Here is a 23663-nt window from a genome sequence, read left to right on the forward strand (position 1 = left end):
TCGCCGGCCGCAGAGATGAAGCGGCAAGCCTTCCGCTTGTCGATCTCCCCCCTTGTGGGGGAGATGTCCGGCAGGACAGAGGGGGGTAAACGCCGCGCACCGAGAGGGCAAACCCATGCCCACTGAAACAAAAACCACCTGTCCCTATTGCGGCGTCGGCTGCGGCGTCATCGCCACTGTCAACGATAACGGTGCCGTTTCCGTCAGAGGCGATCAGGACCACCCCGCCAATTTCGGCCGGCTGTGCTCCAAAGGTTCGGCTCTGGCCGAAACCATCGACCTCGACGGTCGCTTGCTCCACCCTGAAATCAGCGGTCGGCGGGCGGCATGGGACGAAGCGCTTGACCTCGTCGCCTCCCGGTTCTCTCAAGCCATTGCCGAACACGGCCCGGACTCCGTTGCCTTTTATGTCTCCGGCCAATTGCTGACCGAGGATTATTACCTCGCCAACAAGCTGATGAAGGGCTTCATCGGTTCGGCCAATATCGATACCAATTCAAGGCTCTGCATGTCGTCTTCCGTCGCCGGCCATCGCCGTGCCTTCGGGGCCGATACGGTGCCGGGCACCTATGAGGATATGGAGCTTGCCGATCTGGTGATCCTCACCGGTTCCAATCTCGCCTGGTGCCATCCGGTTCTCTACCAGAGGCTTGCGGCGGCAAAGGCCGCGCGGCCGGAAATGAAAGTCGTCGTTATCGATCCGCGTCGGACGATGAGCGCCGATATTGCCGACATGCACCTCGCCATCCGCCCGGATGGAGATGTGGCGCTGTTTACCGGCCTGCTGGCGCATCTTTCCGATAGTCCTGCAATCGATCGAGGTTATGTGGAAAACCACACGATCGGTTTTGATGCTGCGATGCAGGCCGCAAGCGAGCATAGCCTGCCGGAGATCGCCGAGGCCACCGGCCTGACAGTCGCCGAACTGATTTCCTTTTACGAATTGTTCGAACGCATCGAAAAAACCGTCACCTGCTATAGCCAGGGCGTCAACCAGTCGCAAAGCGGCACGGACAAGGTCAACGCGATCATCAATTGCCATCTTGCCACCAGCCGCATCGGCAGGCCGGGCATGGGACCTTTTTCGCTGACCGGCCAGCCGAACGCCATGGGCGGGCGCGAGGTCGGTGGGCTTGCCAATATGCTGGCCGCCCATATGGCCATCGAAAATGCTGAGGATCGCGACCGCGTACGGCGCTTCTGGGCTTCGCCCGCCATTGCGGAAAAACCCGGCCTGAAAGCGGTGGATATGTTCCAGGCGGTGGCTGACGGCCGCATCAAGGCGCTGTGGATCATGGCGACCAACCCGGTGGTTTCCATGCCGGATGCCGGCGCCGTCGAGGCGGCCATCAAGGCCTGCCCTTTCGTCGTGGTGTCCGATGTCATGGCGAGTACCGATACGGCCCGCCATGCCCATGTGTTTCTACCATCGCTTGGCTGGGGGGAAAAGGACGGCACCGTCACCAATTCCGAGCGGCGCATTTCCCGTCAGCGCGGTTTTCTCGATGCGCCGGGCGAAGCGAAAGCAGACTGGTGGCAAATGGCGGAAGTGGGCCGGCGCATGGGTTTCGGCACGGCCTTCGCCTATGGCCAGCCATCGGAGATTTTTGCCGAACATGCCGCGCTTTCCGGTTTCGAGAATGCCGGCAGTCGCGATTTCGATATCAGCGGTGTCGAACGGAATTCCTATGATGCGATGCCGCCCTTTCAATGGCCGAAGGCTGGGCCGGGCGATGCCGTCGTTACCCGCTTTTTCGCGGATGGCCGGTTTTACCATGCCGATGGCAAGGCGCGGTTCATCGCCACCGCCCTGCCGGAGACCGGCAGGACATCGGCGGATTATCCGCTGACACTGAATACCGGCCGCATCCGCGACCAATGGCACACCATGACCCGCACCGGCAAAAGCGCGCGTCTCACCGCCCATATCGCCGAACCCTTCGCCGAGCTTCATCCGCGCGATGCGCAGGCGCTGGGAGTAAAAAGCGCCGATCTGGTGGAGCTGGAAAGCCCCCATGGCAAGGTTCTGCTGCGGGCGCTGGTGAGCGAAAGGCAGGCGCGCGGCTCGGTGTTTGCGCCGATGCACTGGAACGACCAGTTCGCCTCGCAGGCGCGCATCGATGTTGTGGTTGCGCCGGTGACGGACCCGCATTCCGGCCAGCCCGCCTCGAAAAACGTGGCGGTAAGGGCAAGGCGCTTCGAAGCGAAAGCCTATGGTTTCGCCATCTCCCGCACCCGGCCCGACGCGCCGGATAGCGCCTATTGGGCCGTGGCCAAAGCGGATGGCGGCTATCGCATGGAGCTTGCCTTCGAGGAGCAGCCGCAGGACTGGACATTCTGGGCGCGGCAGGTCTTCGGCATTGATGTCAGGATCGAGCCGCTGGGCTACAGCGACCGGCAGACGGGCGACCTGCGTCTTGCCTTCTTCGACGGCGATATCCTGCTGGCGGCGCTGTTCATCGCCCGGGAGCCGGTGGCCGTCGCCCGCAACTGGGCGATCTCGCAATTGACCGAACGCCATGAGGATTTGCGCATGCGGTTTGCGCTGGTTGCCGGTCGCCCCGGCGCCGGCCGCGCCGATCCGGGCGCCACCGTCTGCTCCTGCTTCAATGTCGGGGTGAACCAGATCACGGCGGCCATCCGCGAAGGCTGCCACAGCGTCGAAGCCATCGGTACGGCATTGAATGCCGGAACCAATTGCGGCTCCTGCCGCGCCGAAATCAGGGGGATCATCGATGGATGCCTTAAAACAGCAGCGGAATGAGCCGGCCCGAATGGAGAGGCTCGCCAGGTTGCCTGTCTTCTGGGGGCTTGAGGGCAAGCGCGTGGTGCTGGCGGGCGGATCGGATGCGGCCCTCTGGAAGGCGGAACTGCTGCTGGCCTGCGGGGCGGAATTGCATCTTTATTGCGAGGAAAGCGAGTTTTCGGAAAGCTTTGCGACATTCGTCGCAAAAAGCCAGATGCTGACATGGCATGATCGTCCTTGGGGTCCGGATATCTTCACCGGCGCGGAGCTGGCTCTGGCGGATTGCGAAACCGAAGCGGAAGCCAGGAGTTTCTATGAATCCGCACGTGCGGCCGGTGTTCCCGTCAATGTCATCGACAAGCCGGAATTCTGCCAGTTCCAGTTCGGCTCCATCGTCAATCGCTCGCCGGTGGTGGTGTCGATCTCCACCGATGGGGGTGCGCCCATTCTGGCGCAGGCGATCCGCAGGCGCATCGAGACATTGCTGCCGCTTTCGCTGAAGGACTGGGGCACGCTTGCCCAGACCATCCGCGAGCGCGTCAATCTGCGGTTCGCGCCCGGTGCCGCGCGGCGGTCTTTCTGGGAGAAATTTGTTGATCGGGCTTTCACAGAACGACCTGATGAAGGCAGCGAAGAACGATTGCTCACGGATATCGGAACGCAGGCCGGTCGGGTGCGTTCGAACGCCGGGTTGGTGACGCTTGTGGGCGCCGGCCCGGGGGATGCCGAACTCCTGACATTAAAAGCCGTGCGCGCTTTGCAGGCCGCCGATGTCATCCTCTTCGACGATCTCGTTTCAGCCGAGGTGCTGGAACTGGCGCGGCGGGAGGCGAAGCGCATGCTGGTCGGCAAACGTGGCGGCCGGGAAAGCTGCAGGCAGGAAGATATCAACGAGATGATGATCGGCCTCGCCAAGGCCGGCAAACGGGTGGTACGGCTGAAGTCAGGCGATCCGATGATCTTCGGGCGGGCAGGCGAGGAGATTGCGGCGCTTGAGGCCGAAAATATCCCGGTCGAAGTTGTGCCCGGCATCACCGCCGCAAGCGCCATGGCTTCGCGCCTGGGTGTTTCCCTGACCCATCGCGACCATGCCCAGTCGGTGCGCTTTATCACCGGTCACTCCCGGCAGGGGAAGCTGCCGGAGAATATCGACTGGCAGTCGCTGTCGAACCCCTCCGTTACCACCGTCTTTTATATGGGTGGACGAACCGCTGGCGATATTCAGTCCTGTCTGCTCGCCCATGGAATGCCGGCTTCGACGCCCGTGGTCGTGATGATTTCCGTCAGCCGCGCCAATGAGCAACGATGGTGCGGCTCGCTTGCGCAGCTGGCTGCAGCAGTCGAGACACTCGGCGTGAACGAACCCGTGCTGATTGGCATCGGGGATACGTTCCATACCGTTTCCGCGGCATTTTCCGTTACCCGCAATGAGGGAACCGATACCGTGCCGGTGCAAAAAGCCGGCTAACAAGATTTTTGCCGGTTTCCGCTAACCTGCGATCCGTCCCATCGTAAACCCTCCCTTGACATTGGTTTTTCGTTCGCTCTTCAATAAAACGAAAAAATTGAAAGAGGAGGGAGGGTGAAATGCTGCTCACACCGCGTCAGGATGAAATCGTTGCGCTGGCGAAAGCGAACGGCCGGGTGCTGGTCGATGAGCTGGCGGCGCGGTTTTCGGTGACCCCCCAGACGATCCGCAAGGATCTGAACGACCTCTGCGATACGCGGGTGCTGACCCGCATCCACGGCGGCGCGCTTTTCCCCAGCGGCAATGAAAACGTCAAATATGAAGCGCGCCGCGCCATCGCCTCCTCCGAAAAACAGGCGATCGGCGCCGCTGCCGCCGCCCTCATTCCCAATAATTCATCGCTTTTCATCAATATCGGCACGACCACCGAGGCAGTGGGAGAGGCGCTGGCAGACCATCACGAGCTGATGGTCATCACCAACAATATCAATGTTGCCAACAGGTTGCGTGTTTTTCCGGGCATCGAAGTGGTGATTGCCGGCGGCGTGGTGCGCGGTTCCGATGGCGGTATCGTCGGCGAGGCGGCGGTGGATTTCATCCGTCAGTTCAAGGTCGATTTCGCTGTTATCGGCGTCTCGGCCATCGATGAGGACGGGGCCTTGCTCGATTTCGACTTCCGCGAGGTCAAGGTGGCGCAGGCGATCATCTCCAATGCGCGCCATGTCATTCTGGTTTCGGATTCGCTCAAATTCGAGCGGACGGCCCCCGTGCGCATCGGCCATCTTTCGCAGGTCCATACCTTCATCACCGATCATTGTCCTGTTGATTCCATCCGCAGCATCTGCGCCGATCACGATGTCCGGCTGATCGAAACCGAGGGTTGCGACGCCTGATTCAAGACACCTCGGGATTTCGTTTGACATTCGTTTTGTCTTCGAATTAGATGGTTGTGCTTTCAATATATCGATGAGGAGAGCGTCGATGAAAGCACGGGAGGGTCCATGTCTGACGAGGCAATTCACGATATTTTCGTGATCGGCGGCGGTATCAATGGCTGCGGCATCGCGCGTGACGCCGTCGGCAGGGGCTATTCCGTGGTGCTTGCCGAAATGAACGATTTCGCTTCCGGCACGTCGTCCGCCGCAACCAAGCTCATCCATGGCGGGTTGCGTTATCTCGAACATTACGAATTTCGCCTGGTGCGCGAAGCCTTGATGGAGCGCGAGGTGCTATGGGCCATGGCGCCGCATATCATCTGGCCCATGCGCTTCGTTCTGCCGTTCCAGAAGGGTGGGGTGCGCCCGGCCTGGCTCGTGCGCCTCGGGCTCTTCCTTTACGACCATCTCGGCGGTCGCAAGCTTCTGCCCGCCACGCGCTCGCTCGATCTGCGCCGCGATCCCGCCGGCAAACCGCTGAAACCGATTTTTGCGCGGGCCTTCGAATATTCCGACGGCTGGGTGGACGATGCCCGCCTTGTGGTGCTGAACGCCCGCGACGCCGCCGAGCGTGGCGCCCTGATCCTCAACCGCACACAGGTTGTTTCCGCACGGCGCGAAGGCGCCTTCTGGCGGGTGGAAACGAAAAACGCCGCGGGGGAAAGCAGGACATATCGGGCGCGCATGCTGGTCAATGCCGCCGGTCCCTGGGTGGACAAGGTGCTGTCCTCGGCATTCGGCAAGAACAATGTCCACAATGTCCGCCTCGTGCAGGGCAGCCATATCATCGTGCGCAAGAAGTTTTCCGATCCGCGCGCCTATTTCTTCCAGAACCCGGACGGCCGCATCATCTTCGCCATTCCCTACGAGCAGGATTTTACCCTGATCGGCACAACGGATCGCGACTATACCGCCGATCCGCGCGCTGTTAAGATCAGCGACGAGGAGATCAGCTACCTTTGCAATGCGGCGAGTGAATATTTCGCGGAGCCGGTAAAGCCGGCCGACATCGTCTGGACCTATTCCGGCGTGCGGCCGCTTTTCGACGATGGCGCGTCAAAAGCGCAGGAGGCGACCCGCGATTATGTGCTGAAGACCGAAGGGGCGGAAGGCGAAGCGCCGCTTCTCAATATTTTCGGCGGCAAGCTCACCACCTATCGGCGGCTTGCCGAACATGCTCTTGAAAAAATCGGCGATGCACTGGGTGAAAAGGGTGCGCCATGGACGGCGGGCTCACATTTGCCGGGTGGAAATTTCGGTGCCGAGGCCTACACCGCGGAAGTTTCGGCGCTGCGGTCGCGTTACCCCTTTCTTGAAGAGCGTCATGCGGAGCGGCTTGTGCGCTGCTACGGAACGGATGCGGCGGTGCTGATCGGCAATGCGACAGAGGCGGCGGCGCTGGGACGGCATTTCGGCGGTACGCTCTACGAGGCTGAGGTTCGCTGGCTGATGGCGCGGGAATGGGCGCTGACGGCCGAGGATATTCTGTGGCGCCGCACCAAGCAGGGGCTGTTTTTTACCCCGGAAGAGGTGCGTGGGCTGGAGGATTATGTCGAAGACATTGCAGGTGGGCGCTTAAGGGCAATCTGACGATCCGGATAAAAGCGGAGGAGGCTTTGGATCACCATGCTTGAATTGCGAAACGTCTCGAAGATGGTTGGCGGTGAATATCATATTCACCCGACCGATCTGACGTTGCAGCGCGGAAGCCTGAACGTCCTGCTTGGACCGACACTTTCGGGCAAGACGACGCTGATGCGGCTGATGGCCGGGCTGGACAAGCCGAGCGCCGGCTCGATCTTTTTCAATGGCGAAGATGTGACGGGATGGCCGGTGCAGAAGCGCAACGTCGCCATGGTCTATCAGCAGTTCATCAACTATCCGGCGCTCAGCGTTTACGAAAACATCGCCTCGCCCATGCGCGTTGCCGGCAAGGACCAGGCGACCATCGACAGGGAAGTGAGGAAAGCCGCCGAGCTTCTGAAGCTGACGCCCTATCTCGACCGTACGCCGCTCAATCTTTCCGGCGGCCAGCAGCAGCGCACGGCACTCGCCCGCGCCATCGTCAAGAACGCCAATCTGGTGCTGCTCGATGAGCCGCTGGCCAATCTCGATTACAAGCTGCGTGAGGAACTGCGCGAGGAACTGCCGCGTATCTTCGCCGAGTCAGGTGCGATCTTCGTTTATGCCACCACCGAACCATCAGAGGCGCTGCTTCTGGGCGGCAATACCGCAACACTCAACGAGGGCAGGGTAACGCAGTTCAGCCGCACCATCGAGGTTTACCGGCGTCCGGTGGATATCGTCACCGCGGAAATTTTTGCAGACCCGCCGCTCAATACCATCGAGGTCATCAAGGCGGGCGGCGCATTCACCCGTGCCGACCAGGCGGTGATTGCGGTGCCGGCGCATCTTGCCGCGGTGCCGGATGGACCTTTGACCATTGCTTTCCAGCCGCATCATCTTTTCCCGCAGGCTAAGGGCGAGGCTCGGCAATCTATTCGGGCGCGGACGCTGATTTCGGAAATCGCCGGATCGGAAAGCTTCGTGCATGTGGAATTTTCGGGCCGCCGCTGGGTCATGCTGGCGCATGGCATTCACGACATCGAGCCGGACAGGGACATAGAGCTGTTTCTCGATACAAAGCACCTGATGGCCTTTGACGCGAATGGCCGCGCCATCGGCGAAGCGGCCTGAGGGAGATCGGTCATGGCACGCATCACGCTCGATCACATCCGACACGCCTATAACGCAAAGGCGCAGGCCGCCGGCGACTATGCGCTGAAGGAAGTCCATCACGAATGGGAGGACGGCGGCGCCTATGCGCTGCTCGGCCCTTCCGGCTGCGGCAAGACCACGCTGCTCAATATCATTTCCGGGCTGCTGCGCCCCTCCGAAGGCCGCATCGCCTTTGACGGAACCGACGTGACGGATTTCGCCACGGAAGACCGCAATATTGCGCAGGTATTCCAGTTCCCGGTCGTCTACGACACGATGACGGTCTATGACAATCTGGCCTTTCCGCTGCGCAACCGCCAAGTGCCGGAAGCCGAAGTCGACCGTCGGGTGCGGGAAATCCTCGAAATGACCGACCTTTCCGGCATGGCCAAACGCCGCGCGCGGGGACTGACGGCGGATCAGAAACAGAAGATTTCGCTGGCGCGCGGGCTTGTGCGGTCCGATGTCAACGCCATCCTCTTCGACGAGCCGCTGACGGTGATCGACCCGCATATGAAATGGGTGCTGCGTTCGCAGCTGAAACGACTGCACCGCCAGTCCGGTTTCACCATGGTTTATGTCACCCACGACCAGACCGAGGCTTTGACCTTCGCCGACAAGGTTGTGGTCATGTATGACGGGCAGATCGTCCAGATCGGCACGCCGGCTGAGCTTTTCGAACGGCCGGGACATACGTTTGTCGGTTACTTCATCGGCTCGCCGGGCATGAATGTGCTGCCCGCCAGTATCGACGGCGCGACAGCTGTTGTCGGCGGTCTCGGCGTGCCGCTGGCCGGTGCGCCAAAGGTTGAGGGAGCCCAACGCATCGAGATCGGCATCCGCCCGGAATTCGTCCGGCTGGAACGGGGCGGCATGCCCATCACTGTCGACAAGGTTGAGGATATCGGTCGGCAGAAGATCGTGCGCGCCCGGTTCGCCGGCCAGAAGCTGGCGATCGTTGTTGCCGAAGACGAGGAAATCCCGGCGGAAGCGGGTGTTCGCTTCGATCCGGCCGCCATCGGCGTCTTCGCCGACTCGTGGCGTGTAAAGATGGGGGCCTGACCATGGAAAAGAGCTGGAACAACAAGGCATGGTTCATGGTGCTGCCGGTGCTGGTGCTGGTCGCCTTTTCCGCCGTCATTCCGCTGATGACCGTCGTGAATTATTCGGTGCAGGATACGTTCGGCAATAACCAGTTCTTCTGGGCGGGAACGCAATGGTTCGAGGAAATCCTTGCCTCGGACCGTTTCTGGGATGCGCTGGGGCGCAACCTGCTGTTTTCCGGCATCATCCTGGCGATTGAAATTCCGCTCGGCATCTTCATCGCGCTCAAGATGCCGAAATCCGGCATCGGCGTGCCGGTCTGCCTCGTCACCATGGCGCTGCCGCTGCTTGTGCCGTGGAATGTCGTCGGCACGATCTGGCAGGTTTTCGGCCGCAGCGATATCGGCCTGCTCGGTTATTACGCCAATCAGCTCGGGCTCGATTACAACTATGTCAACGATCCGGTCGATGCGTGGATCACCGTCGTCATCATGGATGTCTGGCACTGGACGAGCCTTGTCGTGCTTTTGTGTTATGCCAGCCTCGTTTCCATTCCGGACGCCTATTATCAGGCAGCCAGGATCGATGGCGCGTCGCGTTTTGCAGTATTCCGTTACATCCAGCTGCCGAAGATGAAGCGGGTGCTGCTGATCGCTTTCCTGCTGCGTTTCATGGACAGTTTCATGATCTATACCGAGCCTTTCGTCGTCACCGGCGGCGGCCCGGGCAACTCCACCACCTTCCTGTCCATCGATCTCGTGAAGATGGCGCTCGGCCAGTTCGACCTCGGGCCGGCGGCGGCCATGTCGCTGATCTATTTCCTCATCATCCTGCTGCTGTCCTGGGTGTTCTACACCGTCATGACCAGCCACGACGCGGAGACTTGAGACATGAGCGCCTCTGATATCACCACAGGCGTGGAGCGCAACGGCATCGGCAATTCGCCGGCAAGAGCCGCCGCGACAGGACGATCCGGCTTCGCCGTCAATACACGGCGTCGCCACCATGGGCCGTCGCGGTTTTCCTGGCTGGTGCCGACGATCTATATCCTGCTGCTGCTGGTGCCGATCTACTGGCTCGTCAATATGAGCTTTAAGACGAACACGGAAATCGTCTCGTCCATGACGCTTTATCCGCACCAGCCGACCTTGCAGAACTACCGGACGATCTTCACCGATTCCTCCTGGTATTCCGGCTATATCAATTCGATCATCTATGTCGTCATGAACATGGTGATTTCGGTCGCGGTGGCGCTGCCTGCGGCTTACGCCTTCTCGCGTTATCGCTTTCTTGGCGACAAGCACCTGTTCTTCTGGCTTTTGACCAACCGCATGGCCCCGCCCGCCGTCTTCGCGCTGCCCTTCTTCCAGCTTTATTCGGCTTTCGGGCTGATCGACACGCATATCGCCGTTGCGCTGGCGCATTGCCTGTTCAACGTGCCGCTGGCGGTGTGGATTCTCGAAGGTTTCATGTCCGGTGTGCCGAAGGAGATCGACGAGACCGCCTATATTGACGGCTATTCCTTCCCGAAATTCTTCGTGAAGATCTTCATGCCGCTCATCGCCTCGGGTATCGGTGTCGCCTGCTTCTTCAGCTTCATGTTCTCGTGGGTCGAGCTTCTGATCGCCCGCACGCTGACGACGACGGACGCCAAGCCGATTGCCGCGACCATGACGCGCACCGTTTCGGCCGCCGGCATGGATTGGGGCCTGCTTGCCGCCGCCGGGGTGCTGACCCTGATCCCCGGTGCGCTGGTGATCTGGTTCGTGCGTAATTACATCGCCAAGGGCTTCGCGCTCGGGAGGGTTTGACCATGATGAACATGCCCGATTTTTCATGGATGGCCTGGACCTGGCAGACGGCGGCCTTTTTCGGCGCCATCGCCCTGCTGCTCGTCGGCATGTGGTTCTGGGAATATCTCTCGCCCGGCGGCAATCCCCGCTTCGGCCTGTTGCGCTTCGAGACCACGCGCGGCGACAGGCTGTTCATCTCGCTGCTCGGCAGCGCCTTCATCAATCTCGCATGGCTCGGGCTGGTCGGCCCGAACCTGTGGTGGGCTCTCGCTCTATCCTTGGTTTACGCCATCGGCGTTTTCCGTTTTGTCTAGAGCAGGAAAAAGGTGCGGCGGAGGAAAACCGCACCCGCAGACTTCATGCAATCGCAACCCTTGGGAGGACTGATATGCGAAGGCATCTGATGACGACGACGGCAGCCATGCTGCTGGCAATGACGGGTTCCGCTTTCGCCGGAATGGAGGAAGCAAAGCAGTTTCTGGACAAGGAAGTCGGCGATCTCTCGTCGCTTTCGCGTGGCGACCAGGAAAAGGAGCTGCAATGGTTTGTCGATGCCGCGAAACCCTTCGCCGGCATGGAAATCAAGGTCGTTTCCGAATCTCTGACGACCCATGAATATGAATCCAAGGTTCTGGCTCCGGCCTTCACCGCCATTACCGGCATCAAGGTCACGCACGACCTGATCCAGGAAGGTGACGTCGTCGAAAAAATCCAGACCCAGATGCAGACCGGCCAGAACCTTTACGACGGCTGGGTCAATGACAGCGACCTTATCGGCACGCATTGGCGTTACCAGCAAGTGCGCAACCTGACCGATTTCATGGCCAATGAAGGCAAGGACGTCACCAACCCTGGTCTCGACCTCAAGGACTTCATCGGCAGCGCCTTTACGACGGCGCCGGACAAGAAGCTCTACCAGCTTCCCGACCAGCAGTTCGCGAACCTCTACTGGTTCCGTTACGACTGGTTCAACAACGACAAGAACAAGGCCGATTTCAAGGCCAAATACGGTTATGACCTCGGCGTGCCGGTCAACTGGTCGGCCTATGAGGATATTGCCGAATTCTTCACCGGCCGCGATGTCGACGGCAAGAAGGTCTTCGGCCATATGGACTACGGCAAGAAGGACCCCTCGCTCGGCTGGCGCTTCACCGATGCCTGGCTCTCCATGGCCGGCAACGGCGACAAGGGCCTGCCGAACGGTCTGCCGGTCGATGAATGGGGCATCAAGGTCAACGACAAGTCGCAGCCGGTCGGTTCCTGCGTGGCGCGCGGCGGCGATACCAACGGCCCGGCATCGGTCTATTCCATCGAGAAATATCTCGAATGGCTGAAGAAATATGCGCCGCCGGAAGCGCAGGGCATGACCTTCTCCGAATCCGGCCCCGTGCCGGCGCAGGGCAATATCGCCCAGCAGATCTTCTGGTACACGGCGTTTACCGCCGATATGGCCAAGCCCGGCCTGCCTGTGGTGAATGAGGACGGTTCGCCGAAATGGCGCGTCGCACCTTCGCCGCATGGTGTTTACTGGAAGGACGGCATGAAGCTCGGTTATCAGGATGTGGGTTCGTGGACGCTGATGAAATCCACTCCCGATGACCGTGCCAAGGCCGCCTGGCTCTACGCGCAGTTCGTGACCTCCAAGACCGTGGATGTGAAGAAGAGCCATGTGGGCCTGACCTTCATTCGCGACACCACCATCCACCACAAGAGCTTCACGGATCGGGCGTCCAAACTCGGCGGTCTCATCGAGTTCTATCGTTCGCCGGCCCGCGTACAGTGGTCACCGACCGGCACCAACGTTCCTGACTATCCGAAGCTGGCGCAGCTGTGGTGGCAGGCGATCGGCGATGCTTCGTCGGGTGCGAAAACCGCGCAGGCCGCGATGGACTCTCTCTGCGCCGAGCAGGAAAAGGTCATGAGCCGTCTGGAACGCGCTGGCGTTCAGGGCGATATCGGCCCGAAACTGGCGGAAGAGCACGATATCGAATACTGGAATAAGGATGCCGTTTCGAAGGGCAATCTGGCGCCGCAGCTGAAGATCGCCAACGAAAAGGAAAAGCCGGTCACCGTCAATTACGACGAACTGGTCAAAAGCTGGCAGAAGTGATGTCTGCGTAAAATCTGAAACCGGGGCGGCTTGCCGCCCCGGTCATTGCGTCTGAAAGGGAGTAGCATGATGGGCGGTTATATTCTGGCGATCGATCAGGGGACGACATCGACACGGTCGATGGTCTTTGATCGCGACATGCGGGTCATCGGTGTCGGACAGCGAGAATTTCCGCAGCATTTCCCAGCCTCCGGCTGGGTCGAACACGATGCCGAGGATATCTGGAAAAGCGTGCTCGAAACCATCCGGCTGGCGCTTGCCGATGCCGGCATCGCCGCCTCCGATATCGAGGCGATCGGTATTACCAACCAGCGCGAAACGACGGTATTGTGGGACCGGAACACGGGCGAGGCCGTGCATCGGGCCGTGGTCTGGCAGGATCGCCGCGCCGCCCCCATCTGCGAAGATCTGAAAAGAAGAGGGCTGGAGCCGCTCTTTTCGAAAAAGACCGGTCTGCTGCTCGATCCCTATTTTTCCGGCACGAAACTGAAATGGCTTCTCGATAGTGTCAGCGGCCTTCGCGACAAGGCTGTGAAGGGAGACATCTGCTTCGGCACCGTCGACAGTTTCCTGATCTACCGTCTCACCGGCGGCCGCCGTCATGTGACCGACGCCACCAATGCCTCGCGAACGCTGATCTACAATATCGAGGATAACGCATGGGACGATGAACTCCTGTCGATCCTCGATATTCCCCGCGCCATGCTGCCGGAGGTGCTGGATTGCGCGGCCGATTTCGGCGTGACCGACAAGTCGCTTCTGGGTGCGGAAATCCCGATCCTCGGTGTGGCCGGTGATCAGCAGGCGGCTGTGATCGGCAATGCCTGCTTCGAGCCGGGCATGATGAAATCCACCTATGGCACCGGCTGCTTCGCGCTTCTCAACACGGGCACGGATCGCGTCGCCTCCACCAACCGGCTGCTGACGACGATCGCTTACCGTCTGGATGGCGTGACGACCTATGCGCTGGAAGGTTCGATCTTCATTGCCGGCGCCGCCGTGCAATGGCTGCGCGATGAGCTCGGTTTCATCTCGGTTGCATCAGAAGTCAGCGCGCTTGCCGAAAAGGCCGATTCCAATCAGCGCGTTTATCTTGTGCCGGCCTTTACCGGTCTTGGCGCGCCTTACTGGGATGCCGAGGCGCGTGGAGCGATCTTCGGCCTGACGCGCGGCACCGGCCCGGCTGAATTCGCGCGCGCGGCGCTGGAAAGCGTCGCCTATCAGACCTTCGATCTGCTGGACGCCATGCGCAAGGACTGGGCGGGGGACAATGGCAAGACGGTGCTGAGGGTCGATGGCGGCATGGTCGCCTCCGATTGGACCATGCAGCGGCTGGCGGATATTCTTGCGGCGCCGGTGGACCGTCCGGTCTTCCTGGAAACGACCATTCTCGGCGCGGCCTGGCTTGCGGCTTCCCGCGCCGGCATCTGGCCGGACCGCAAGGCCTTTGCCGACCATTGGCGGCGTGACCGCCGTTTCAGCCCGGATATGGAAGAAGGCGAGCGGAAAGACGCCATTGCCGGCTGGCGTGACAGCGTCGGCCGCTGCCTCTCGAAACGGCAAAACTAGGGCATTTCCCGCAAAGGCGTGAAGCGGTCTGCGCCCGGAAATCTATACGAAGCTGCCGGGCGCGATGCTCTTGCTCGATACGAGATCGGAAAGGGCGCGCACCAGCTTCGTGTCCGTGCCCTTGCTCGGCTGAAGCACGAATTCCACGTCCTCCAGAGCCGGCAATACACCCGCTGCAATTTCCCTGAGGCCGGTGGGGGCCATGCTGCGGGGCTGTACCAGAATGCCCATGCCCGCTCTTGCCGCAGCGGTCAGCCCGCTCAGGCTGCCGCAGGTGCAGACGATCCGCCAGGAGAGGCCGGCCCGGTCCAAGGCTTCCTGCGCCGCCTTTCTGGTAATGCTCGGCGGCGGGAAGGCGATCAGCGGCAAGGCGTCCGGCTGGTTCAGCATGCGCTCCGGGTCGCGCGCCAGCCAGACAAGCGGTTCGCGATAAAGAAAGTGACCCAGCTTGTCGCCAAGACGCCGCTTGGCCAGCACCACATCCAGCTCGCCATTATCCTGCATCTGGTAAAGAACGCCGCTCAGCGAAACCGTCAGTTCCAGATCCACCAATGGATAAAGGCGGATGAATTCCTCCAGAATGGCCGTCAGCCGGCTGGCGACGAAATCCTCCGATACACCCAGCCGCAACCGCCCGCGCAGGCGGTTTTCGCTGAAGAGGGAGGAGACCTTGCTGTCGATTTCCAGCATGTTGCGGGCATAACCCAAAAGCGCTTCGCCCTCACCCGTCAGTTTCACCTGATGAGTGCTGCGTGCGATCAGCCGGCGGCCTAGCGTTGCCTCAAGCCTTTGAATGTGCTGGCTGACGGTGGACTGGCCAATGCCCAGCCGCTCGGCAGCCAGTGTGAAACTGCCGGTTTGCTGCAGCATGACGAAGCTGGCAAGATGTTGAAGGTTCAGCATTATCTCAAATCGTGATAACTGTTAATCTTTGCATCCGAAATCATGATGAGCGATAGTGGCGCCCGTTTCAAGCAAAACCGATGCCGGAAAGACTTACCATGACCCGTTTCCTGCCCGACCGTTTCACCATGATGCTGGTGGCCACCGTGATCCTGGCGTCCATCTTGCCGATCAGCGGCGAGCCGGCGGAATATTTCGGCCTTGCGACGAAACTCGCGATTGCGCTTCTGTTTTTCCTGCATGGCGCGCGGCTTTCGCGGGATGTGGTGATTGCCGGTATCCTGCACTGGCGCCTGCATCTGGTGATCCTGCTCGTCACCTTCGGCGTTTTTCCGCTTCTCGGCGTGGCAATCGGCTTCATTCCGGAAAGCATCCTGCCGGCCCCGCTTTATATGGGCGTGCTGTTTCTCTGTGTGCTGCCGTCCACCGTGCAGTCTTCCATTGCCTTCACCTCCATGGCCGGCGGAAATGTGCCGGCCGCGATCTGCTCGGCCTCGGCGTCGAATATTTTCGGCATGTTTCTGACGCCGTTGCTGGTCGGTTTCCTCTTCACTGTCGGTGGCCATGGCGGCGGTTTTTCGCTGGACGCCTTCCTGCAGATTTTCCTGCAGCTGCTTTTGCCCTTCATCGTCGGCCAGGCGTTGCAGCCGTGGATCGGCGACTGGATCCGGGCGCGCAAGAAATTACTGTCTCCCGTCGACCGCGGTTCGATCCTGATGGTGGTCTATCTCGCTTTCTCCGATGCGGTGATCGAGGGCATCTGGCACACGTTTTCGCTGAGGGACATCGGCGTGGTCATCCTCATCAACATTCTGCTTCTGGCGGTGGTTCTGTGCCTGACGATGTTCGGCAGCCGGTTGCTGGGTTTCGAAAAGGCGGATGAAATCACCATAACCTTCTGCGGCTCCAAGAAGAGCCTCGCCAGCGGCGTGCCCATGGCGGGCGCGATTTTCGCCGGCCAGAGCATCGGCGCAATCGTCCTGCCGATCATGCTTTTCCATCAGATCCAGTTGATGGTCTGTGCGGTTCTGGCCCAGCGTTATGCCCGCAAGGCCCATGAAAAGGCGGCGATTGCGGAAGCGGCTGCTGCGGAAGCCGTGGCGGTATCCGTTCGCTGACGCAAGGATTTCCGTAAATAAAAACGGCCCCGTAAAGGGGCCGTTCTTTTTTCATCGCGGAAATCTTAGTTGACCTGAGCCGGCGTGATCTGGGCTTCGATGGTCTTCGGCGCGTCGGCGCTGTCGGACGAGATCGCAATGCGGCGCGGTTTCATGGCTTCCGGAATGTTGCGGATGAGATCGATATGGAGCAGGCCGTTCTTGAGAGAGGCGGTCTGGACTTCGACGTGATCGGCAAGCTGGAAGCGGCGTTCGAAAGCGCGTGTGGCGATGCCGCGATACAGGAACTCACCTTCCGTAGCCTTCTCGTCGGCGGCCTTCTCGGCCTTAACGGTCAGCGCATTGGCGCGGGACTCGATGCTGAGTTCGGTTTCATCGAAACCGGCAACGGCCATGGTGATGCGATAGGTGTTCTCACCCGTCCGCTCGATATTGTAGGGCGGATAGGACTGGGCCTGTTCAGGCTGACCGAGGCCGTCAAGCATCGAAAAAAGACGGTCGAAGCCGACGGTGGAACGATAGAGGGGGGAAAAATCAACGTGACGCATGGTGTCCTCCTTAAGAAGCGACTGTTTGCGGTTAAGTCCGGCATCCCATTCTGGCGATGGCAGGACATTTGGCGCGGCCCCGTTCTGGCGACCGCATGAAGGAGATGGGAATGGTCATGCGCGGCGTCAAGGGGGCCGTGCAACATGAACCATGGCTGAACATCCGGTTCCGGCATCGTTCAGTTTGGGAACCATAAAACATCGGTCATCGGAGACATTCTCCGTGGACAGAAGCAATAACGTCCCTTCTTCTTCTGTCTTATTCGCCGGAACCGCGACTGCTTTAACCGACGGTTCCGGCAATTTTTTCTTTGACCTTCCTGCGCCGCCGACCTATCCCGAAAGGGCAGAAAAGCCGGAAAAGACCGATGATCGAAGCCACATTGCGCGCCAGTGAAGACAACCCGGTTCCCGGCAACCATACCGTCGGATATTTTACCGGCCATGGCGGCAAGCAGCTCCGATATGCGATCTTCCGCGCCAGCCGTCCCATTGCCCGCGGCACGGTGGTTCTGCTGCATGGCAGGAACGAATGTATCGAGAAATATTTCGAGACCGTCACCGATCTGACGGCGATGGGCTTCTGGGTCGCGACCTTCGATACGCGCGGGCAGGGCGGTTCCGAAAGGCTGCTTAAAAATGCAGGCGCCGGGCATGTACGGCGCTTTTCCGACTACCAGCGTGACATCAGCCTGTTTCTCGAGCAGGTGGTGCTGCCGGATACGCGGCTGCCCTTCTTCATGATCGCGCATTCCACCGGCGCGCTTGCCGCGCTTGCCGCTGCACCCGGCCTGTCGAACCGGATCGACCGTCTGGCGCTTTGTTCGCCTTTCATCGAGCTGGACAGCCAGCAATCGGTTCCCTCGTCCGTCATTCGGGTGGTGGCGACGGCTCTCAGCCTTGTTGGTCTTGGGCGGGTTCAGCTCGGCAAGGATCAGCGGGAGCGGGATTTCGACGGTAATCCGCTCACCTCCGATGCCAGGCGTTTTGCGAGAAACCTTGGCCTGCACCGGCAGTTTCCGGAACTGTTCATCGGTGCGCCGACGGCGCGCTGGGTCCATGAGGCGCTGAAGGCCATGGGGCGGGTGGTCCGCCAGGACCATCTGACGAATATCACCATTCCGACCCTCATTCTGGCGCCGATGCTGGATACGATCACGCCCTATAAGGCGCAGGAGGAACTCTCCCGTAATTTCCGGGCAGCGCAGCTTCTTCCAATCACCGGCGCGCGCCACGAATTGCTGCATGAGCGAGACGTTTTCCGCAAGCAGGCGCTGGCGGCCATCGACGCCTTTTTCGCGCCGGAGTGATGGCCGCTTAAACGGGCAGCCTAGAGCTTCGAGAGAATGGCGAGCGCCTGTTCGTGCACCGCCTTTGAGCCGGCCGCGAGAATGCGGCCGCCATTTTCCGGACGTCCGCCATCCCAGGTGGTCATGATGCCGCCGGCCTGTTCGACAACGGGGATCAACGCGCCGACATCATAGGGCTTCAAACCGGATTCGATCACCAGATCGACATGACCGGCGGCGAGCAGGCAATAGGCGTAACAATCCACGCCGTAGCGGAAAAGCCGGACCTGATCCTGTACCTTCTCGTAAAACGGTTTTTCTTCCGCGGTGAAGATGTGGGGCGTTGTGGTGAACAGCACCGCGTCCGACAGCGACGCACAGTCGCGTGTGCGGATCTTCCGCTCGCCATCCGGCCCGAAGTACCAGGCCGCTTCGCCATCGGCGAAATAGCGCTCTTTGGTGAAGGGCTGGTCCATGATGCCCATGGTGGCGCGGCCGGCCGACTGGAAGCCGATCAGCGTGCCCCAGACGGGTACGCCGGAAATGAAGGCGCGGGTGCCGTCGATCGGGTCGATGACCCAGATATGATCGCGGTCGAGGCCGATATTGCCGTGTTCTTCGCCCAAAATGCCGTGCTGCGGAAAACGCGCTTCGATGAGGGCGCGAATGGCGGTTTCTGCTGCTTGATCGCCTTCCGTCACCGGATCGTAGCCACCATCCTGCTTATTGGTCACGGCAATGCCCGTGCGGAAGCGGGGAAGCGTTTCGGCGCTGGCGGCATCGGCAAGTTTGAAGAAGAAATCCCGGTCGGGCAGCATGCGAAACCTCATCGCCTGAAATGGTGATCTGAATCCTGTGGCGCAATCCATAGACTGGAATCGCATCCGTCGTCCACTCATACGAATACCGGAGCCGGGCGAATACCGGAGCCGGGGTTTCCATATTTTCAGCATAAGCATAAAAAATATGCAAAAAATAAAATGATTGACAATTGTGCATATAATGCATAGCGTGATGTTGCAGTCTTTGACTGTAAATACCCTCCTTGGGTGTTTCCTCCCTAGACTTGACCGCGCCAAGGCGCGGTTTTTTTTGCCCGGCACGCGGTCGGGTGATACGGGATAAAATATTGAAGTAGCGGGTAATTCGAAGGCTATTCGGCAGCGAGCGACGTTTCTATCGCATATTCGGAAACGAAGGCGCCGAGCTGGCGCATGAAGATTTCAAGCGATGCCTGAATGGCGGGGAAATCGGCTTTTTTCAGAAGCGTCTTTTCATCCACGTAAAGAGCCCGGTTGACCTCGATCTGCAACGCATGCAGCGAGCGGATCGGCCGGCCGTAATGTTCGGTGATGAAGCCGCCGGCATAGGGTTTGTTGCAGACCGCGACGAAACCCAGTTCCTCAAGAAAATGCAGTGCGGCGCGGGAGACTTCCTGGGATGCGCTGGTGCCGTAGCGATCGCCGATAATTACATCCGGCCTCAGATTCGAGCCGGTGACGCGGATATTGCCCGGCATGGAATGGCAGTCGATCAGCACCGCCATGCCGAAATGGGCATGGGTGCGGGAAAGGAGGCGGCGCAGGCAGGCATGGTAGGGTTTGTAGATCGTCTCTATCCGCGAGAGTGCTTCATCCACCGGCAGGCGGTGGGCGTAGATATCCATATTCTCGGCGACGATGCGCGGCACTGTTCCAAGTCCGCCGGCGACGCGCATGGAGCCGATATTGGCATAGGGCGGAAGCGTGCCTTCGAACATGCGCGGATCGAGCTCGTAGGGCTCGCGATTGACGTCGAGATAGGCGCGCGGGAAATTCGCTTTCAGAAGCGGCGCGCCGATGTCAGGTGCTGCTGCGAACAGCTCATCGACGAAGTGATCTTCGGAGCGACGGATCTCGTGCGAATCGAGCCGTGCCGACTCAAGGAAGGAGATGGGGTAACAACGGCCGCTATGGGGGGAATTATAGACGAATGGCAGGGTTTGAACGGCAGGTTCCGTTACCTCGAACAGCTCATATTCACCCGTGACCCAGTCCATTCAGTGCCATTTACCATGTCGCAAACTATCAGGATGTTCATGTTGCCAGTTACCGTGCGGCAAGTCCATACTATCGCCAAAGCAGCGCTATACCGATTCATGTGTTCACAGGATATTTACCGTGAAAATCCTATAATCGGGCTAGGGTATTCCAAACATTGAGCAGTTACGGTCACTTATGATGAATCAGAAAATTCTTCTCGCTGAAGACGACAACGATATGCGCCGCTTCCTCGTGAAGGCGCTGGAAAAAGCCGGTTACAAGGTTTCTTCCTTCGACAACGGCGCCAGCGCCTATGACCGGCTTCGCGAAGAGCCATTTTCGCTGCTGCTGACCGATATCGTGATGCCTGAAATGGATGGCATCGAACTTGCGCGTCGTGCGACCGAACTCGACCCGGACCTTAAGGTCATGTTCATCACCGGCTTCGCAGCCGTTGCGCTGAACGCCGATTCGAAGGCTCCGAAGGACGCCAAGGTACTTTCCAAGCCGTTCCATCTGCGCGATCTGGTGGATGAGGTCAACAAACTCCTTGTGGCGTAAGGCCTCTCAAAAAACCTTCACAAAACCGAAAAAAAGCAGTTGACGCATGAACCGGTTTTGTGGTCTATCCGCCGCCACGGAGGGCGTGTAGCTCAGCGGGAGAGCACTACGTTGACATCGTAGGGGTCACAGGTTCAATCCCTGTCACGCCCACCATCCGAATTCTTGAGTATCAAGGCCTTGCGAGAAATCGCAGGGCCTTTTTGCTTGGTGGGCTTGAGGTTCATCGAACCTGACTAATTCGGAGCGCGCGCACCCGCGGGATCAAGTTGGACCGACCGCGTACGGAAGAACTTCTTGAGCGAATTGAGAGGGGCAAAAAGGGGCGCTGATCTTGAAAGCGCCATCATAATCGAAATTCCCTAAAGAGGTGCTCACGCCCTATTCACAGGAGTTACGAACAACGGGCCTCATATGCTTCTGTCCAGGCCACTAATTGCTTCTCTTTTGCATCGGCGCTTTTGAAGCTCCCGAACTGCATGCTCAGGCCTATCCAGGCCCAACGAAAAAACCAAGGAACGACCATGAACAGAAAGGCCGCGGCAGGAATGACCATTATAAGGTAGGCGACTGTCTCGCTCACCCCCAAAGCTAACAGGAGCGCATATGTCAGGACGACTGGCAAGCAAGCCAAAATATACAGAACCATTATCATCAGCATGATCGGTGGTGGTCGAATTATAGCTGATAGGCTCCGACTGAAACGCAGCGCCCATAGCTCACATCGATGACGGTGGTATGTGATAAGCTGCCAAAGATTCCGGATCATGTGTAAATTGCCCCTGCTTGTCCCCACAGGAGGATATCTCCAGAAGTCAGTTGAAACTGCAAGATCCGGACTATCAGGACATGCATGAAAACTGCGACCCTACATGACGGTCCGGACGGCCGGCGACGCATCCTAGACAAATGTGCGCGGCTCATCATAATCCCGCAGTTCACTGGGGGATTTCATGAAGTACTTATTTCTTGCTATTTTAGCCTTTGCGCTGACTGCCTGCCAGACGGAAACACCAATGGAATGGCAACTGCGAAAATCGTTCGAACAGAGTTCCGAGCGAGCCTGTCGCGACAAGAAAGGCACAGCGCATTATTCGACATGTTACCAGCGCAACATGCACAAATATAATAAGTTTTGGGAAGACGTTCAGGCCCGGCACCTGAACATAAAAAAGCGCTAGAAGCTCTAGCGGGCGATGAAACGCAATAAGGCTAACAAGCAGTGAGGGGCTGCCGCAAATGATGAAACTGGCACGGTTCATCTGGGGGCTGTTCGCAATTGTGGCCTTCCTAGGCCTGCTCACTATCGATCACTGGTTTTCAATTGGTGAGCGGGCGCAGGGAGGATACTCAACAAGAACGCCGGCGGAACAAGCCGAGGCAGAGGCTAGATCAAGCGCCGCCGAAGACGAAGCACGCAAAGCGGCCGATGGGACATTGAAGATCATGGATGGCGGAGACGCCGAACGAAACGGGACGAGGTGAAAAATCAGTGAGCAGTGAAGGGGATAAAACACCGAGCAACAGCTTGATTGGCGGACCTCTAAAGCTTGATCACCCTTATAAACAGTCTACCTTGCGATCCTGCCCACTAGGGAACCAAACAATGCGCTCGATTCTACTTTCCCGCTGTTTCTCGGCATCAATGTGAGGACTACGCGGTCCATCTCTGGCGTGAGATCCAATCCATACTGATGATAAACTTCGTAAGCTGCGCGGACACCTTCGTCGTATCGAAGTCGCCAACGAGCGCCTTCTCCAGCAGGGTGGCCAATTCTTTAGCTTCTGGTCCTAAATTCGTTTTTCCAGTTTTCCCTGTGGGCTGCGCGACTTGCTCCGCGAGGTTTCTTTTTGCGATCACGTAAGCTGTAGTGTGCTCACTAAACTCAAATTTCATCGACGGATGTAAGGGCAACATGGATATGAAATACAACATCAATCTTTTGCCAGACGGGTCCGTCGTTACGCGGGATGGAGAGTATCTCGGCGCTTGGGAGAGTGATGATAATGATCACTTGTCGTTTACGCCTGATGGAGCAGCAGGACCGGTGCTCCATCATCCGTTTAGGTATCGCCTCCGTGAGTTGATTGGCGAATGGTGCGGGAGAGAGCACTCGGGTGAGGGCGGCTTTGGGCCGCCCTCGGCTGAATTCACATCATCCGTTTGATGTCGGAATAGGAACCGTTGACCTTGACCGTAACGGTCACAGGGCTTGGCCCGCGATTGCGCCAGAACCAGCCGTGATTTCCTGTGAAGGCCGCCTCGATGGCGCCGCTATGTTCCGAGACGCCGCGTCCCTTTTCATAGCTGATATTTTCTCCGCCGCCGTCACCATGGATGTCATAGTTGACCTTGGAACCGCTGGGCGCGCTCCAGGCAAAGTTGGCTGTCGCACCCTTTTCCATCACCAGCTTGACCTCTGCACCTTCGCCGGGCTGCAGGGTGATCGACATCTCGTCCTGGCGTGTCGCCTGCTGTGCGTAAGCGGCTGAAATGCCGAATTCACGGATGATCTTGTTAAGGAGGTTCGAGCCTTCGACTGGCGTCGTCGTTGGCTGGCCCGGCTGACCATTTGCGGGAGCGGATGTGCCGGTCCTGTTTTCGGTAGCCTGTCGGTCCATTTCGGCTTCCTCGGCAAGCTGGGTCTTGATTTCACCCATCTCCTTCAATCCGAGAGCGGAGCCAATGCCGGTCGGATCGATGGCATATTCGGAAGGCAGGACGACGGTGACGAGAATTGCGCCGGCTGCCACGACGGAAATGATCGTGGACTTCACGAGCTGCGCAGAGGTTGGCAGATCGTCCGGTTTTGGTGCCTGGGAGTTAAACATATCGAATT

General features: G+C 59.3%; 22 protein-coding genes and 1 tRNA gene. 17 read left to right on the top strand and 6 right to left on the bottom strand.

The window, feature by feature from the left end; translation table 11 throughout:
• Window positions 1–115: 115 nt before the first annotated feature.
• The 11 genes from N5D22_RS00170 (at window position 116) to glpK (ending at window position 14383) form a co-directional block, all read left to right on the top strand.
• On the top strand, window positions 116–2764 hold the full coding sequence (locus N5D22_RS00170) for a nitrate reductase (protein ID WP_279655530.1): 2649 nt from the start codon (window positions 116–118) through the stop codon (window positions 2762–2764).
• On the top strand, window positions 2736–4214 hold the full coding sequence (gene cysG / locus N5D22_RS00175) for a siroheme synthase CysG (protein WP_279655531.1): 1479 nt from the start codon (window positions 2736–2738) through the stop codon (window positions 4212–4214). Before N5D22_RS00170 ends, cysG begins: the two co-directional genes overlap by 29 nt.
• Before the next feature lie 119 nt (window positions 4215–4333).
• The gene (locus N5D22_RS00180) at window positions 4334–5107 is read left to right on the top strand and encodes a DeoR/GlpR family DNA-binding transcription regulator (protein WP_279655532.1); all 774 of its coding nucleotides are present in this window, start codon (window positions 4334–4336) and stop codon (window positions 5105–5107) included.
• Between the two features lie 108 nt (window positions 5108–5215).
• Entirely contained in the window at window positions 5216–6739 is a 1524-nt protein-coding gene (locus N5D22_RS00185; RefSeq protein ID WP_279655533.1) for a glycerol-3-phosphate dehydrogenase, read from the top strand.
• Window positions 6740–6775: 36 nt separating this feature from the next.
• Window positions 6776–7846, top strand: a complete 1071-nt coding sequence (locus N5D22_RS00190; protein WP_078052184.1) for an ABC transporter ATP-binding protein — start codon at window positions 6776–6778, stop codon at window positions 7844–7846.
• Window positions 7847–7858: 12 nt separating this feature from the next.
• Window positions 7859–8929, top strand: coding sequence for an ABC transporter ATP-binding protein (locus tag N5D22_RS00195; RefSeq protein WP_279655535.1), 1071 nt, complete (start codon window positions 7859–7861; stop codon window positions 8927–8929).
• A gap of 2 nt (window positions 8930–8931) precedes the next feature.
• Window positions 8932–9798 (top strand): sugar ABC transporter permease, encoded by an 867-nt coding sequence (locus N5D22_RS00200; protein ID WP_035261095.1) that lies wholly within the window; start codon window positions 8932–8934, stop codon window positions 9796–9798.
• Window positions 9799–9801: 3 nt separating this feature from the next.
• Entirely contained in the window at window positions 9802–10722 is a 921-nt protein-coding gene (locus N5D22_RS00205) for a carbohydrate ABC transporter permease (protein WP_279655536.1), read from the top strand.
• 2 nt (window positions 10723–10724) lie between these two features.
• On the top strand, window positions 10725–11018 hold the full coding sequence (locus N5D22_RS00210; protein WP_279655537.1) for a DUF2160 domain-containing protein: 294 nt from the start codon (window positions 10725–10727) through the stop codon (window positions 11016–11018).
• A 74-nt stretch (window positions 11019–11092) separates the two neighbouring features.
• Entirely contained in the window at window positions 11093–12814 is a 1722-nt protein-coding gene (locus N5D22_RS00215; RefSeq protein WP_279655538.1) for an ABC transporter substrate-binding protein, read from the top strand.
• Between the two features lie 69 nt (window positions 12815–12883).
• Complete coding sequence (gene glpK, locus N5D22_RS00220; protein WP_279655539.1) at window positions 12884–14383, top strand: glycerol kinase GlpK; 1500 nt, start codon at window positions 12884–12886, stop codon at window positions 14381–14383.
• 42 nt (window positions 14384–14425) lie between these two features.
• Here the strand turns inward: glpK and N5D22_RS00225 are convergent, their stop codons facing one another.
• Window positions 14426–15286, bottom strand: a complete 861-nt coding sequence (locus N5D22_RS00225; RefSeq protein WP_279655540.1) for a LysR family transcriptional regulator — start codon at window positions 15284–15286, stop codon at window positions 14426–14428.
• A 98-nt stretch (window positions 15287–15384) separates the two neighbouring features.
• Here N5D22_RS00225 and N5D22_RS00230 point away from each other — a divergent pair, with 98 nt between their 5' ends.
• Window positions 15385–16404 (top strand): bile acid:sodium symporter, encoded by a 1020-nt coding sequence (locus N5D22_RS00230; protein ID WP_279655541.1) that lies wholly within the window; start codon window positions 15385–15387, stop codon window positions 16402–16404.
• 65 nt (window positions 16405–16469) lie between these two features.
• Here N5D22_RS00230 and hspL read toward each other — a convergent pair whose 3' ends face one another.
• Window positions 16470–16952: a heat shock protein HspL gene (gene hspL / locus N5D22_RS00235; RefSeq protein ID WP_279655542.1), complete on the bottom strand. Its 483-nt coding sequence runs from the start codon at window positions 16950–16952 to the stop codon at window positions 16470–16472.
• A 223-nt stretch (window positions 16953–17175) separates the two neighbouring features.
• Between hspL and N5D22_RS00240 the strand changes: the two genes are divergently transcribed.
• On the top strand, window positions 17176–17349 hold the full coding sequence (locus tag N5D22_RS00240; protein WP_279659026.1) for a hypothetical protein: 174 nt from the start codon (window positions 17176–17178) through the stop codon (window positions 17347–17349).
• Entirely contained in the window at window positions 17321–18262 is a 942-nt protein-coding gene (locus N5D22_RS00245) for an alpha/beta hydrolase (RefSeq protein WP_279655544.1), read from the top strand. Before N5D22_RS00240 ends, N5D22_RS00245 begins: the two co-directional genes overlap by 29 nt.
• A 20-nt stretch (window positions 18263–18282) precedes the next feature.
• Here N5D22_RS00245 and hisN read toward each other — a convergent pair whose 3' ends face one another.
• Both hisN and N5D22_RS00255 read right to left on the bottom strand, forming a co-directional pair.
• Entirely contained in the window at window positions 18283–19059 is a 777-nt protein-coding gene (hisN, locus tag N5D22_RS00250) for a histidinol-phosphatase (RefSeq protein ID WP_279655545.1), read from the bottom strand.
• A gap of 335 nt (window positions 19060–19394) precedes the next feature.
• Window positions 19395–20279 carry an N-formylglutamate amidohydrolase gene (locus N5D22_RS00255; protein WP_279655546.1) on the bottom strand — a complete coding sequence of 295 codons (885 nt, stop codon included), beginning with the start codon at window positions 20277–20279 and terminating at the stop codon, window positions 19395–19397.
• 181 nt (window positions 20280–20460) lie between these two features.
• Here N5D22_RS00255 and N5D22_RS00260 point away from each other — a divergent pair, with 181 nt between their 5' ends.
• From N5D22_RS00260 to N5D22_RS00270, 3 genes are all read left to right on the top strand, one after another.
• Window positions 20461–20823: a response regulator gene (locus N5D22_RS00260; RefSeq protein ID WP_003497910.1), complete on the top strand. Its 363-nt coding sequence runs from the start codon at window positions 20461–20463 to the stop codon at window positions 20821–20823.
• Window positions 20824–20904: 81 nt separating this feature from the next.
• A tRNA-Val gene (locus N5D22_RS00265) sits at window positions 20905–20979 on the top strand.
• A 1083-nt stretch (window positions 20980–22062) separates the two neighbouring features.
• Window positions 22063–22308, top strand: coding sequence for a hypothetical protein (locus tag N5D22_RS00270; protein ID WP_279655551.1), 246 nt, complete (start codon window positions 22063–22065; stop codon window positions 22306–22308).
• A 169-nt stretch (window positions 22309–22477) separates the two neighbouring features.
• Here the strand turns inward: N5D22_RS00270 and N5D22_RS00275 are convergent, their stop codons facing one another.
• Together N5D22_RS00275 and N5D22_RS00280 are read right to left on the bottom strand one after the other, a co-directional pair.
• Complete coding sequence (locus N5D22_RS00275; protein ID WP_279655552.1) at window positions 22478–22759, bottom strand: hypothetical protein; 282 nt, start codon at window positions 22757–22759, stop codon at window positions 22478–22480.
• Window positions 22760–22974: 215 nt separating this feature from the next.
• On the bottom strand, window positions 22975–23655 hold the full coding sequence (locus N5D22_RS00280; protein ID WP_279655553.1) for a transmembrane anchor protein: 681 nt from the start codon (window positions 23653–23655) through the stop codon (window positions 22975–22977).
• Window positions 23656–23663: the final 8 nt, after the last annotated feature.

It is taken from the genome of Agrobacterium sp. GD03872 (assembly GCF_029840625.1).
In the GTDB taxonomy this organism is placed as follows: domain Bacteria; phylum Pseudomonadota; class Alphaproteobacteria; order Rhizobiales; family Rhizobiaceae; genus Agrobacterium; species Agrobacterium fabrum_A.